Here is a 13,211-nt window from a genome sequence, read left to right as displayed (position 1 = left end):
AAAAAAAAGTAGTTAAATCAAGCAACAGTCAACAGGCAACATACAAAGGTTTATAAGATCCGTTTACCCTGCCTGCATAGCCGGGGGTTTACAGCGATTAATTCCAAGAACAAGGTTAATGAGCAGCAGTTGAGCTTCATCACTACTTTCAGATCACCACCCAGTCATCAAGGAGCTGCTGCACTCTCGCCAACAGATTCAGTCCAAAAAAATCTTCTTATTCGGCGATGAGTTTCCAACGCATAGATCCAGCGAGCAAGAAACATAATGAACTTACCGAGAACATGAACTGGCAAGGCCATAGGTCGGAGAACATCAACAATGAGAACTGCACGCAATTCATCAGCATTATTGATAATTTCGTGTTCCCAACTATCATCAAATAAAACACCCTCACCTTCTTTCCAAGAATATTCACAGTCCTTGATTTTGAGAATGGGAGGATTGTGCTTGGGTACTTTCAAACCTAAGTGATAGCGTAGATAATAGCGGGATGGACTAGTATGTAGGGGAATAGATTTACCTGGATCGAGTATCGAAAAAAAGCCTTGACAAAGATTAGGAATACTATCCAACAACGCACAAGTTTCCGGACAAAGCTCTCGATTAAACTGAGGTTTTTCGCCATAGCAAAACAGCATATATATATTCCAACGTTTGTCACGATTGTACCGTCCAGACGCATAGAGCAAATCGTCATCAATTTCGTGATAGCGAGGCATTCGATCTTGATGGACAAGGACTGCTTCTAATTCAGCCTTAATGACTGCATAATGTTGCTCAAATATTTTTAAAGTTGGGTAATCTTCTTCAATATTAAAAAACACTGGTCGATGATTGCCACCGATAAATATATTAAAAATCGGATTGAAAATAGCAACAATTTTATAAGTCACCAGACGATTTTTAATAATGCAGTACAAGCGTTTTAGATTCATGGTCTGTATCCTTTAATCTACAACTACTACTTGAGTGTCACATGGACTCCCTAAACTTATGAAAATTTTTCAGCGAACTTTGAGGAACTGAAGGAAAACGCCTAAAAGACAGTTAGGTTACTGAGCTTATGCTAGTAGTTTTCTGTTTAACAGGTAAAGCCACCATCGACAACTATGTTCTGGCCAGTAATAAACCGGGCTTCCTCAGAGAGAAGGAATCTGATTAAACCAACAACGTCATCGACATTGCCGAGGCGACCCATAGGGGTGTGTTGGATAATACGTTGTTTTTCTTCTTCAGGTGTGTTGTCAGCCATGCTAGTGGTAAGCAATCCAGGAGCTACAGCATTAACACGTACTTGGCGACTTCCAACCTCACGGGCTAGACAACGACTAAAACCTTCAAGGGCACTTTTAGTGGCACCGTATACAGAGAGACCAGCAGCACCCCGGTGGCCAGAGATTGAACTGAGATTAACAATGGAGCCGCTGCTGTTGCGGAGCATGTAAGGTAAGACTAGACGGGTAACACGGATAACTGCTTCAAGATTAATGGCAAGCAGTTGTTGTACAAGCTGGTCGCGGGTGAGTGATAAAAATTGGCCTTGGCTTTGGCCAGCATTGTTCACCAGACCAGTGATATTTTTATAACGTCTTGCTACCGTTTTGATGAAGGTGGTGGTTTGTTCGGGATCGGTGAGATCAAGTTGTTGCCAGTAAAATTGTTCTTCCTGGGGATCAGAGTTGCGCATATCATAAATAAATTTAGATTCAACCCGGCTACAAGTAGCGACAAATTGTCCACGCTTGAGGGCATCCCGCACGATTGCTTCACCTAGGCCACGGCTACCACCTGTTACAATTAATACGCCCTCTGAAGTCATAATTTCTGTCTCTTCAAGTATTGCTATTGTTCCACCAGTAATTGTGATTTATCGACGCTAGGGACTAAATTCTCTATGGTTGTAGAGTTTCCTTTAGACTAAGGGAAGTAAAGTGTCAAGTAATCCTGTCCAATAGTATCTCTGTCACTCCTGAAATCGTTGTAGGGCCAAGACTCCATTTAAGCCACCAAAAGCAAAAGAATGGCTAAGGGCATAGTCGCCATCTAGGGGAGTGGCAGCACCAGTAATCAGGTTCAGCTTGCAGTCAGGGTCGGGGACATGGGTGATAGTATTGGGGGGTGCAGTGCGGTGTTGAAGCGCGAGAACTGTAGCAATACATTCCAGCGCACCAGCAGCACCAAGGGTATGACCATGATGAGCTTTGCTGGAGGAGACTTTGACGGTGCTAGCATGGCTACCAAAAACTTGATGAATGGCAGCAGTTTCGGCGATATCATTTAGTTTAGTACCAGTGCCATGAGCATTAATATAAATTACTTCTTCCTGCTTCCACTTGGCTGCTTGAATTGCAGTGCGGATGCAGTGAGCCATTGTGTCGGCGTCAGGTTGGATCCAGTCTTTAGCTGAAGCATTGTGAGCAAAACCAACGATTTCCCCATGAATAGTAGCATTGCGGGCGCGGGCAGAGGCTAGAGATTCCAGCACTAGCACACCTGCACCTTCGCCAAGAATGATACCGTTGCGGCTGGCACAAAACGGCCGACAACCGTCTGGGCTAAGTACCCCCATCTGCTGCCAACTTCGGTACAGGCTGTAGGATGGCAGTTGTTCGCTGCCACCGGCTAGAATCAATTCTGCACAGCCGTTACGAATTGATTGGTAGGCTTGGCCAATGGCGTGGGTACCAGAGGCACAAGCACTGGACACAGCATAGTGAATACCTTGCAAGCCATAGGCTAGGGAAACAGCACTCACAGCACCGTTAGCCATGGCGCGGATGATAGTTTGTGGTGAAGGTGGGCGTTGTTTGATATAGGCTCGATAGGTAGCTTCGTTGCGGGATTCATCACCGCCAACAGCAGTGCCAAGAATTACTCCCACTTGTTGACGACGCTCAAGAATAACATCCTTACCAGCCTGTTGCAATGCCTGCTCTGCAGCGAGTACGGCATAACGGGCAAAATCATCCAGTAAGTGTGGGGAAATCTTGCCAGGTAAGTCATCTGGCAAGTTTGATGATACAGCCGCCGCCAACCATGACTGATGGCTTGGCCATTGTTTGCTGTTTCGCACTTGTATTTGGATGCTGCTCTCTCCAGCACATAGGCGTTGCCAGTAGCTGTCCAGGGTATTGCCAAGAGGAGAAACAAGACCCATACCAGTAATCACAACTCGGCGGCTGCTATTATTGCTTCTGAACGGAGCAGACATCGATCACCTCGCTTTTATCTTACCGATGTAACAGCTAATACTGCGTTGAGACCACCCAGAGCAAAGGAGTTGGACAGAGCCACTGATATACGCTGTTCGCGGCTATGATTGGGTATATAATCCAAGTCACACTTTGGGTCAGGTGTGGTGAAATTTGCAGTGGGTGGCAGCAGCCCTTCCTGTAGGCTCAAAACAGTAGCAATCAATTCAAAACCTCCAGAGGCACCGAGAGCATGTCCATGACTCGCTTTGGTGGATGATACCGCTAAGTGGGTTGCATGGGCATCAAACAGTTGTTTGATTGCTTCATTCTCTACTTGATCGTTGGACTGGGTACCAGTACCGTGAGCATTGATGTAATCGACCTGTTTCGGTTTTAAACCAGCACGATCCAAGGCTAGTTGCATGGCTTTTATCGGCCCATGAACCACTGGATTGACTGGGTCACTAGCGTCAGCACTCATACCAATACCTGCTAGTTCTGCATAGATTGGGGCATGGCGCTCCCTGGCTGCTGCTAAAGTTTCCAGAGTGATTACTCCTGCTCCTTCTCCCAAAGCCATACCAGTCCGACCAGAGGAAAAAGGGCGGCAGGTGTCAGTCGCTAACACTCCCATGGCTTGAAAGGCTACCAGGGTGGAGAACATTACACAAGCTTCTGCACCACCAGTGACAGCATAACGGGCTTGACCATGGCGTAACATTAAGTAGGCTTGAGCAATAGCATGGGTACCCGATGCACAGCCAGTATGAACGACAAAAGCAGGACCGGTAAAACCAAAATGCATGGAAATCCCGCACACCACTGCCTGATGGTTAGTACGAGTCACCAAAGCTGGATTACAACGTTTCTTTCCCTGATAAAAAAAACGGACTGCTTCGTTTTCTCGACTGGCCTCGCCACCACTGGTAGAACCAAGAATTACTGCGACTTCACTCCTAGGTAGTTGAGTTAGATCCCATGCAGCATCGTTGATAGCTTCATGAGCAGCTACCAGGGCATATTGGCTGAAGGGATCAAGCAAGGGCTGTTGGGGTGTTTTGATATGGTGTTGTAATTGAAATTCAGTCACTGGTGCTGCTGGGACAGTTATGCTGTGGCCAGCTTGGGCACGAGTTGTAGGCGCAATTGCGCTGTGACCTTCTACGACCTGGTTCCAAAAGGGGCGCACACCGACACCATGAGCAGAGACACAACCTAAACCAGTAATAACGACCCGTTCGTCATCGCTGAGGATGCTCATTAGGTAGCTACTCCCTGAAGGTTCTTCTTGGCAAGCAGTTTCGCTATAAATTCACAGGCTGCACCGATCGTATCAAAGTCAATTAGAGTGTGGGCCTCAATTTCAATATCATAATGATCCTCGATTTCAAAGACAATCATCGCCATTTCCATAGAAGTGATACGGTAGTCGTCAAATCGAGTGGCGAGGCTTAATTCAGTCTCCAACAGGGAAGGCTTGACCTTACGGATGGCAGCATAAACTACTTCTTCAATAGTTGACACGGCTTTTCTCCTGAATCATGGGCAATCTTATTACTTACATGGGCAATCTTAGCTCACCGTAACTTGCAACTGGCTCGTAATAATATTGTCATTGGCATCAGTGGCTTTGAGAGTGTAGAGAGTACTTTGAGTGGGTGTAACGTTTAACTTGCCTCGGGCGATTTGATCGTGGCTAATGGGGGTGGAGCAGCCATCATCCGACTCTAGGGAGAGAGAGGTGGCTAGTACTGTTTGCCATTGTAGCTCGACCTCTGTACCAGGGCTTACATTATTACTGCTGCTTAGAAATACTTGGATCTGTAAGGCTTCGTAATCCCCCAGATATTGAACGAGTGGACCACGAGGACCTGTGGCAGTCAGTTTAAAGTAGCTGCCCCCTTCAACATAGTGTTGTTCAACATTTGTAAAGCCATTGGTGACTTGGACTTGAAAAGTGTTGGTTGTCTCGAAGTTTGGGTAGCGAAAATAGTCGATCGTCACTGGATTAAAGGGAATTTCCACCGAGGCAAATACTGGTTGATCAGCACCTGTAGCACGCCAAGTATAGGTAACTGATTCAGCATTACCCACTAACATTTGCTGGGGTTTTACCTCCAGAGAACCGCTGGTGGGTTGTGGGACTACCCCCTGAGGTAAAGTCAGTTGTACAGTTTCGGCGTATTCTACATTCCACTCCAACTTAACTTCTGCATCAAGGTCGATCGGAGGTTGATTTTGTGGTTCCACCTTCCTAAATACAGGTGGACTAATGGTGACTGTTACATTGTCGCGGGCAAATTTTTGATCTGGCGTCCAGGCCGTGAGGGAATACGTGACTTGGGGTGCTTCAGGAGTGACATCCTGGGATGGTGTAGTCGGATACTCACCACTGGTGTCAACCTGTTTATTGATCGGTTGAATGATCACATAAGCAGCCTTAGCTGCATTCCATTTCAAATCGGTGGTTTGGTTACGACCCACAGTAGAGGGGATTGCTTGAGCAACAATACTAAGCTGGGCTTCATTTTTTTGTATCGTAAACTCAGTTTGTCCTGGGGTCATCTGAACAAACTCTTCCAAAACCACTTTGGCGTTACCTTGAACTGGATTGATGATCACATTGTTCAGTTCGAAAACTAGCGAAGCATTGGCATTGATGGTGAAATTTTGGGTGGGTGAAATAATAAAGTTGTACTCTCCACCCTGATTAGTCGCGTTAAAGCGCCACTTATCCGGTGCTTGAGTGCTAATCTCATTCAAGTTAGGGGTCAGATCGCTAGCCTCATCTCCTACCGGCACCGCCAAATAAATTGCATTCCTAGTATTTAAGGAGAGAGGGGTAGAGCCATTTGTAGCCACTAGGGTAAAGCTCTTGCGGGTATTGGCTTGCACCGTGGTGGGATTAAAAGTATAGGTCAATACTGTGGACATGAGTTATGGCTCCCAAAAAATGATTGATTACGTTTATGGTAAACGTCGGGTTTACAACGCCGGGTTGATAAGATTTACGGTTTCTGCAATCCCAGGGCACCGCTTAGCTTTAGCCAACCCTCGTTCACATTAGGTCGTGTGGACGGTAGCTGGGCGCTAGAAGTAGAGCTAGTTAATGGATCTGACTCACGCCAGGTCGTGACCCCAGACCGTTCTACCCAAGTCCAGTCCCCTTTAATTGCGGCAGGCAGCGGTAACTGGATCTCGGTACTGTTGAGCAGAACAGGTCCAGCGCGGAAGGTAACAAACATATTATTAAGGGCCAGGGTAACCGGTCCTGGTGACAACGTTAGGTATTGTACGGGCAGGTATCCGCTGATGACTGGAATTGACCCGCGTGGATCGACCAGCAAGGTCAGGTCATGTGTGGTGGTGCCATCTGGTGGCAAATGGAGTTGGGGATTACTGACAATGTAAGGGTCACTGGCAGCTTCAGCATTATCATTATTGCTATCCAGTTGCTGGGCGATCTGGGCTAGCATTTGGGACTCTGGTAATCGTCGATCGGCCAGCGTGCGGCGAGGAACAGCCAACTTAGGCGTATACCCATGATAAGGATAAAACTGGCTGTAGTCGTTGTCCAGAAAATATCCCATGACTCCATTACCACTCAGACCTATGTCACCGATCCGGAGTGGCAGACTAACCTCAGTAAAACCATCCGTAATCTGCTTGCTGGTATTTTCCCAAGCCTGATTAGTAGCAGGCGTACCATCCACCTCCAGCGTAATCCGAGCACGCACCACCGCCAGAGGACGACCCAGCAGAATCGCTAGATTTCCTTGCATGGGCTGTCCAAGTGGATCGACTTTCCAGAGACTGGCATCGATTACATCCAATAGACAGCTCAAAGCATCACTACCCTGGGCACCGCGTAGCAATAAGCCATTAACAAAGCTATTAAGATGTTGCAATTGACTACCAAAGTTGGGAGCTGCTCCAAGGGGGGTATTGCTACCAGGCACTGCATCCCAACGCAGGCCGGTTTCCTGGTCCCTGTCGCTGTTGCCAGCATCGATCGTGATGACTTCGCCAAGGTTGTTGCCCCAGGGATCGAATACGGTCAAGCTATGGTTAATATGGTTGGGGATGACCCAGCCGCTGATGGGACTGGTGAGATCGCTCGAGTTAGTGGGGATCGTATCATCATCAAATTGGACTAACCGAAAATCGAAGCGCAAGTCTTGAGTAACACGAGGAGTGAGCTGGATGTAGCGAGTATTGGTTTCACCTGGTGTAATGAAGCTCTTGCTCCGAATAGGTTGTAAATTATTGGACAATTGTGAACCACGCAGGATTTGCCCAAAAGCATCGACAACCTCAATACGAGTAACCCGCAAGTGTCCGGCGTGGAGGGGAAAGAACAAACTGCTACCTGCCGCTGGTAGGAAGTTTTCAGCATCTGCGAGTAGCTGCGCCATATTGCCCAAGTCATCCGGGCTGAGCTTGTTCATCTGTTGCAGACGCATGATCAGTTCTTCAATCAGACCAGACATAGCCTGTGTAACCACATCAAACTGACCCAGAGTCTCCGCCATTTCTCGTAACTTCTCTTGCACCGAAATTGGCAAGTCTGATAAATTTGGATTCGAATCCAAAAAGTCATAGAGTTTTTCCTGGAGGCCCAGTGCTATCTGGCCGTTGAGTATGGCTCGCCCAGAGTAGGTTTCATCCTTGGCAGTAACTTGGGTGCCGTTCCACTCAAAATCTACTTCTCCTAGGCTCCATTGGTTGAGCATGTCCTGGGGTGTAGTAGCACTGGGATGCCACTCGATTTCCCAGTCCATGTATATAGGTGCCCAGGGTGGTGTCCAAGCTGCAACGGCAGCATTAAAGGGCGGTACACCTTTAAAACCAGCGGTTTCAGAAATTGTACGCACATCCACTAACCTAGTCGCATCCTGGTTCCAAAGTAGGGTTTGTTGGCGTTGGATTTGAGCTGTTAGGTCGTTAAGCTGGGTTGGGGTCGGTGTCACACCAGCTTTTTGAAAATTGCGCTGAGCTAGCAAAAGAGCACTGTTGGTGTCAAGTAAAAAAGTCTCAAACCAGAAGTCGTGGATCTCCTTGGGAATCTGTACCCCAGTGGGCCAAGTGATATCGGTGAAGTCATCCGCACTAAGAGTCTCGTTTACCGTTATGCCGTCACCACTGTAGTTGATGGTTAGAGCACTTAAAGTTTGACCTGTGAAACGAGTAAACAAGGTGTCTTCATCATCGTATACGCCAGGGGGAGCAAACTTAGTATCTTGATTGGTTCCTGCCAGCAATATGACTGGATCTTGCCGTTGCTCAAAGCGTGGCTGGTTTTGAGTATTGAGTTTCAGCTTCAGAGGAGCCAACAATTCCCTCAAGGCCTGGGCCTGCTGGTCCACTTGTTGAGATCCCTGGGTCACCTTGGAGTTGTAGCTATTTACTAAGGGAGTAAGGCGATTGATTTCCTTTTGAATCAGGGGTAATAAAATCGGCCCTTGCGGGAGAGGGTAATTGGCTAGCTTCCAGTAGGCAGCATACAGGGACCATTTCAGAGAGGCGAGCATCTCTCGGTCTTGATTGAGGGTTGCTTGGGTGGTGTTGAGTCGTGTCAGAGCGTCAGTTGTCGTTTGGTCTAGGGGAACACTTGTTGCGCCCGACGGAATCTCGCCATTGCTAGGCTCAGTGGTTTGCTCCTGATAAACCACCCAGCGATCGCCCGCACTCGTCGAACCAAAACGAGCGGCATGGGACTTAGTCTCAAACGTCCTCTGATTGCTGGCATAGTCAAACACCATATCCTCTTGGAAGGCCAACAACAGATCCTCAGCATCCGGAGCATCAATCGCATCTGCTAGCCAAGCCGCCATTGCCTCAGGACCATTGGCTCCGATCGCAACAGCTGGGGGATGCTCACCCTGCAAAATGGCATTAATCGGATAAAACTGGTTAAATCCCTGCCAATCTAGCTTGTAGATAAACCCGTGACAGAGACTTTGAGCGGGCAAATTCTTTTGTGCATCAGTCAGGGGCGGGCCCCCAGTAATCGGATGCTGCTGCAACCAAGCTTGCCAATCCTGCTCCGCAGCATTTTGGTCAGCCTCACTCCCCACCGTCCATTGCAGGTGAGTCATAATCTCTTGCCACTCTTGCTCCGTTGTAAAGCCATCAGGAGACGATTCAGTTTTACCGAACAACTGATCGTCCGCTGGTGTGCTGTACCAACCGCAGACACTGTAGCTGTACCAACCGACAGAAGCATTCTGCATATCGTCATGAAAGGCCAGCACATTGGTCATATTGTCGTAAATGGCAACATAGGTAGCGTCGCCTGGCCCCATGGCACGTAAAAACGGTTCGCCAGAGTAGGTCGTCGTTGTGCCGTTCCAGCTAGCCAAGTCAAAACGACGACCAATATAGTAAGTCTGACTGCCGCCTGTCGGATCTGGGTAGACATGGGTTCCATTGGGGGTGGAACCAAGATAGTCACTTTCCAAAACCCAAACTGTGAGGGAAGGTACAGCACCCGGCTCAGCAATAAAGGTACGGGTCACTAACCATCGATTGGGAAGCAAGGGGAAATCAACAGCGCCATTCGCTTGAGTTTGACCATGACGCAAAGCACTGGGCACAGTCCAAAGTAAGTGAATACCTAGCTTAGGCGGATTGCTCGATGACCGATAGGAAAAGGGTGGCGGTTGGGGTTGTCCTAAGGGCAACCCGAGTTGATTAAACTGCACACCCACAACAGCCCAGTTGCCGACTTGATTGTTTTGACCCACCATTAGGGCTTCTAAATAAATCGGCACGAAGAGTCGCGGGCCCGCCCAAAGTGGGTTATTGATTGGTGTGGTATTACTCATAGCTTAGGGTAGGGATACGAGTGTAGGCAGTACAGCTTGATACTTTAGGATAAACCTATCAAAAAGGCTCAGTAATATTTAAGATTTAAGATAGAGTGAAGCCTTTGCTCAAAAGCAATTTTCGGATTGTATCATTCAACGATAAACTTCTTGTGGTTTAATAATATTTGGCATAATCACACACATAACTACCTGGTAACATAAATTAATAGTTATCCAAAATGCTCTGGGGGGCGACAACCCAGATTAAATCCTTGCTGGGTAATAATTTCAGCCGGTAAGTTACTTAATCGGTGCTCTTTCCGTTGGCGAATTAAATTCGCCACGGCTCGCACCTAAAAGATACATGCTGTTTTGGGCGTGACCTTGGACGTAGTTATAATGGTTTGAGCTTCCATAAAATCATTCGTAGGGTCAATTCGGGACTGTATCAAGCCTAATATCGTTGTTGGCATCAAACAACATTATATAGTATAAATAAGTGCTTATGATGTCAAACCTTCAGACAAAATGTCAAACAAAATGATCATTCTGGTGCATTGTTCAAAATTTTGATGTAAGATTACTTTATCGTCATCATCCTTGTGTTGTGATTTTGGTATTGCTTCCTGTCTTCATCGCTTGTAGTGCGATGAAGACAGGAAGCAATACAGACAAGAGGCAGCACCTGATATCCAGTTGGGTCTTAGTGTCCCTAGTTAGGGTTGTGGTTACCCATCTTCAAAAAATCTGAAATGATTTGCTGTTAATTGATCAAGTTCGACAGCAGATCAACAATAAACACCTAAAACTATGTATGGAGAGTCTCAATGGCTAAGAAATACCAAGACTTATCTGACGCACAGCGAGCAAAGTTTCATGCCAAGCTGGAAGCTTTAGGGATTGACCCTAACACTGTTCCAGCCACAGTTACGACGGAAAGTGGTGGTTTGCGGTGTGGACACCCTGCCGCAAGCGCCGACTTCCCACCCGCTCAAGTCCACGAGATTGGTAGTGTTGCAGATCTGTGTGCGATGGGCGGATGTCCTGACGAGGATTACCAAGCAAAAAGGGCCAGTGATGCTTTTGTCGATTACCCCCCCCCAGCGCCCAGTCTTGGAATGCCGTCCTTGGCCTCTTGTGGTGGCGACGTGTGTCAGCTCAAGGACCGCATGACGGTGCAACACCATGAAGCAGTTGGAAAAGCGCTACATGCTGCAGTGATGGGGGATTCGAGCAAAGTTCGCGATTACGAAGAGCACATCAATGCCATTCACTTTCCCATGGAAATAGCAACCCATGCTGCACAGGATTTGGTGATCACTAAGGACAACCCACTGATTATTGATAATCCAAACGGTCAGCCCACAAACCTCGTTGCTGCCACGATTACGATCGAAGAGGGTGGGTACATTGAGATGAGAACCCCACTTAACATCGAATGCCAGCAATTTACTGTTAATAGTTAGTAAGCCAGAAACAAATAATTATGAGCAATTCCCCCTTTCAAGTTATAGGTGCCGATGGTGCCAATGGCACCAATGCCACCAAAGGTACTGATGGTGGCGACGGCAGAAACGCAGTGCAGGGGACATCAAGTGGCGGCAAGAATCCCACCTGTCAAAACCCCCAAGATCCCACACCAGGTAGCCCTGGAAATCGAGCTGGTCAGGCGTCGGCGGGAAGTGATGGGAATATCACGGGTAGTGGCATTTTCCACTTGGGTGATGTCGATGGTAAGGTTATGATCACTTACTCCGGCGGTGCTGGTGGTAACGGTGGTAACGGTGCTAACGGTGGCAAGGGTGGCGATGGTGGTAATGGTGCTGCTGCCAGCGGTCCTTGTAAGCAGATCAACGGCGCCAATGGTGGCAAAGGTGGCGATGCTACTGATGGTAAACCTGGGGGTAACGGTGCCAATGGACCCAATGTAGTAATATACTATACCTCTAAAACTCCCTCGACTACTTTTTCCATTGATACCAGTAGATTGAAAGGTGGTACTGGCGGTACTGGTGGCAGTGGTGGTGCTGGTGGCAAGGGTGGTAGTTTTGGTGGAAGCAATGGCCAAAACGGTTCTACGGGCAATGCTGCTGCTCCGGGCAAAAGTGGCGCACCAGGAAGTATAGTAGTACGCCAAGAGCCACCAAGCTAGCAAAGTTATCAACTGCGGGAGCTCATGGTATTCCCAGCCACGATTAACATAAAGATTTGATGGCAGTCCTGATCCCTCTTGTCAAACCAGACTCTCTGTTGGTCTGACAAGGGCTTGAAGTCAGCAAATAGATTCTAGATTCGGATGAGTTCAACAGGGAAGCCATTGTCGGTCAATTCATTGACTTAAGGCTTGTAAGTAACTCTCATCTGACAAGTCTTCAGGGCTGTTAGTGCTCAATTTTGACTTAAGTTTCAGTGTGCCGCGATAGGCGACTTCACAATTTTTGTCCCAGTAAGGAGCAACGACATGGTTCAGATCAGTGATGGTGTAATTCGATCAATTGGAGTTAACGGTAGTTCCAAACCAACAGCAAATTCAGGTGATACTGGTAAAAGCGGCAGTAATGGCAAAAACGGCTGTGAAACCGGTGATTGTCCAAAGTGCGACTATTCAAGCAATGGTTCTATGGGTAATCCTGGCGGTAATGGTGCAAGTGGTCAAGGCGGAGGACCTGGTTTGCCTGCGCCATCTTTAGCCTTCCAGTCTGATCAAATAACAGGGTTGCTTGTGATTGTGTCTCAGGGTGGCAATGGCGGTAACGGTGGCAATGGCGGAACTGGAGGAGCTGGAGGAACGGGTGGCAATGCCGGACAGATGACGGGTAGTGCAGCAGAGTCCTGCCTGAAGGACAAAGAGGATAAATGGGCTGAGGGTGGAACCGGTGGAACCGGAGGTAATGGAGGCAATGGAGGTAATGGAGGCAATGGAGGCAATGGAGGCAATATTACCGTGGCCTACAAAACCCTAGCTCCCAATGCCGAAGTCCAACCCCATTCCTTGCCTGGTGCAGGTGGTAATGGTGGTGCAGGTGGTAATGGTGGTGCAGGTGGTGGTGGCGGTGCTAATGAAGTCTATCCACCTCCACCTAAAGGTCAGCCAACTTATGCAGACAATGGTCAGGCGGGTAATTCTGGCAAGCCGGGTGTGTTAGGTAGCGCTGGCGAAGCAGGTAAGGTAGCTATAATCCCCAACAATGGATAAGTGTGCGTC

10 protein-coding genes are annotated in these 13,211 nt (G+C 47.9%); 3 read left to right on the top strand and 7 right to left on the bottom strand.

Annotation, left to right across the window (positions count from 1 at the left end; translation table 11 throughout):
* Positions 1-167 precede the first annotated feature (167 nt).
* From F6K51_RS00890 to F6K51_RS00860, 7 genes are all read right to left on the bottom strand, one after another.
* Positions 168-938, bottom strand: a complete 771-nt coding sequence (locus F6K51_RS00890) for an aspartyl/asparaginyl beta-hydroxylase domain-containing protein (RefSeq protein ID WP_293017394.1) — start codon at positions 936-938, stop codon at positions 168-170.
* Between the two features lie 146 nt (positions 939-1,084).
* On the bottom strand, positions 1,085-1,822 hold the full coding sequence (locus F6K51_RS00885; protein ID WP_293017393.1) for an SDR family oxidoreductase: 738 nt from the start codon (positions 1,820-1,822) through the stop codon (positions 1,085-1,087).
* 144 nt (positions 1,823-1,966) lie between these two features.
* On the bottom strand, positions 1,967-3,214 hold the full coding sequence (locus F6K51_RS00880; protein ID WP_293017392.1) for a beta-ketoacyl-[acyl-carrier-protein] synthase family protein: 1,248 nt from the start codon (positions 3,212-3,214) through the stop codon (positions 1,967-1,969).
* A 14-nt stretch (positions 3,215-3,228) separates the two neighbouring features.
* Positions 3,229-4,458, bottom strand: a complete 1,230-nt coding sequence (locus F6K51_RS00875; RefSeq protein ID WP_293017391.1) for a beta-ketoacyl-[acyl-carrier-protein] synthase family protein — start codon at positions 4,456-4,458, stop codon at positions 3,229-3,231.
* Positions 4,458-4,721, bottom strand: coding sequence for an acyl carrier protein (locus F6K51_RS00870; RefSeq protein ID WP_293017390.1), 264 nt, complete (start codon positions 4,719-4,721; stop codon positions 4,458-4,460). Before F6K51_RS00870 ends, F6K51_RS00875 begins: the two co-directional genes overlap by 1 nt.
* A 48-nt stretch (positions 4,722-4,769) precedes the next feature.
* Complete coding sequence (locus F6K51_RS00865) at positions 4,770-6,131, bottom strand: hypothetical protein (RefSeq protein ID WP_293017389.1); 1,362 nt, start codon at positions 6,129-6,131, stop codon at positions 4,770-4,772.
* 74 nt (positions 6,132-6,205) lie between these two features.
* Complete coding sequence (locus tag F6K51_RS00860; protein WP_293017388.1) at positions 6,206-10,024, bottom strand: hypothetical protein; 3,819 nt, start codon at positions 10,022-10,024, stop codon at positions 6,206-6,208.
* Between the two features lie 809 nt (positions 10,025-10,833).
* Between F6K51_RS00860 and F6K51_RS00855 the strand changes: the two genes are divergently transcribed.
* The 3 genes from F6K51_RS00855 (at position 10,834) to F6K51_RS00845 (ending at position 13,202) form a co-directional block, all read left to right on the top strand.
* Positions 10,834-11,472 carry a hypothetical protein gene (locus tag F6K51_RS00855; RefSeq protein ID WP_293017387.1) on the top strand — a complete coding sequence of 213 codons (639 nt, stop codon included), beginning with the start codon at positions 10,834-10,836 and terminating at the stop codon, positions 11,470-11,472.
* Between the two features lie 20 nt (positions 11,473-11,492).
* Positions 11,493-12,158, top strand: a complete 666-nt coding sequence (locus F6K51_RS00850; protein ID WP_293017386.1) for a hypothetical protein — start codon at positions 11,493-11,495, stop codon at positions 12,156-12,158.
* A 309-nt stretch (positions 12,159-12,467) separates the two neighbouring features.
* Entirely contained in the window at positions 12,468-13,202 is a 735-nt protein-coding gene (locus F6K51_RS00845; protein WP_293017385.1) for a hypothetical protein, read from the top strand.
* Positions 13,203-13,211 lie beyond the last annotated feature (9 nt).

The organism is Moorena sp. SIO3I8, from assembly GCF_010692325.1.
In the GTDB taxonomy this organism is placed as follows: domain Bacteria; phylum Cyanobacteriota; class Cyanobacteriia; order Cyanobacteriales; family Coleofasciculaceae; genus Moorena.
Note: the sequence above shows the minus strand (reverse complement) of the source record. Positions and strands in the feature narration are given on the sequence as shown.

Excerpts from the sequence above, each read along its gene's own strand:
- F6K51_RS00885 (WP_293017393.1), bottom strand. The coding sequence starts at position 1,822 with ATGACTTCAGAGGGCGTATTAATTGTAACAGGTGGTAGCCGTGGCCTA.
- F6K51_RS00845 (WP_293017385.1), top strand. The coding sequence starts at position 12,468 with ATGGTTCAGATCAGTGATGGTGTAATTCGATCAATTGGAGTTAACGGT.
- F6K51_RS00855 (WP_293017387.1), top strand. The coding sequence starts at position 10,834 with ATGGCTAAGAAATACCAAGACTTATCTGACGCACAGCGAGCAAAGTTT.
- F6K51_RS00850 (WP_293017386.1), top strand. The coding sequence starts at position 11,493 with ATGAGCAATTCCCCCTTTCAAGTTATAGGTGCCGATGGTGCCAATGGC.
- F6K51_RS00890 (WP_293017394.1), bottom strand. The coding sequence starts at position 938 with ATGAATCTAAAACGCTTGTACTGCATTATTAAAAATCGTCTGGTGACT.
- F6K51_RS00860 (WP_293017388.1), bottom strand. The coding sequence starts at position 10,024 with ATGAGTAATACCACACCAATCAATAACCCACTTTGGGCGGGCCCGCGA.
- F6K51_RS00875 (WP_293017391.1), bottom strand. The coding sequence starts at position 4,458 with ATGAGCATCCTCAGCGATGACGAACGGGTCGTTATTACTGGTTTAGGT.
- F6K51_RS00865 (WP_293017389.1), bottom strand. The coding sequence starts at position 6,131 with ATGTCCACAGTATTGACCTATACTTTTAATCCCACCACGGTGCAAGCC.
- F6K51_RS00880 (WP_293017392.1), bottom strand. The coding sequence starts at position 3,214 with ATGTCTGCTCCGTTCAGAAGCAATAATAGCAGCCGCCGAGTTGTGATT.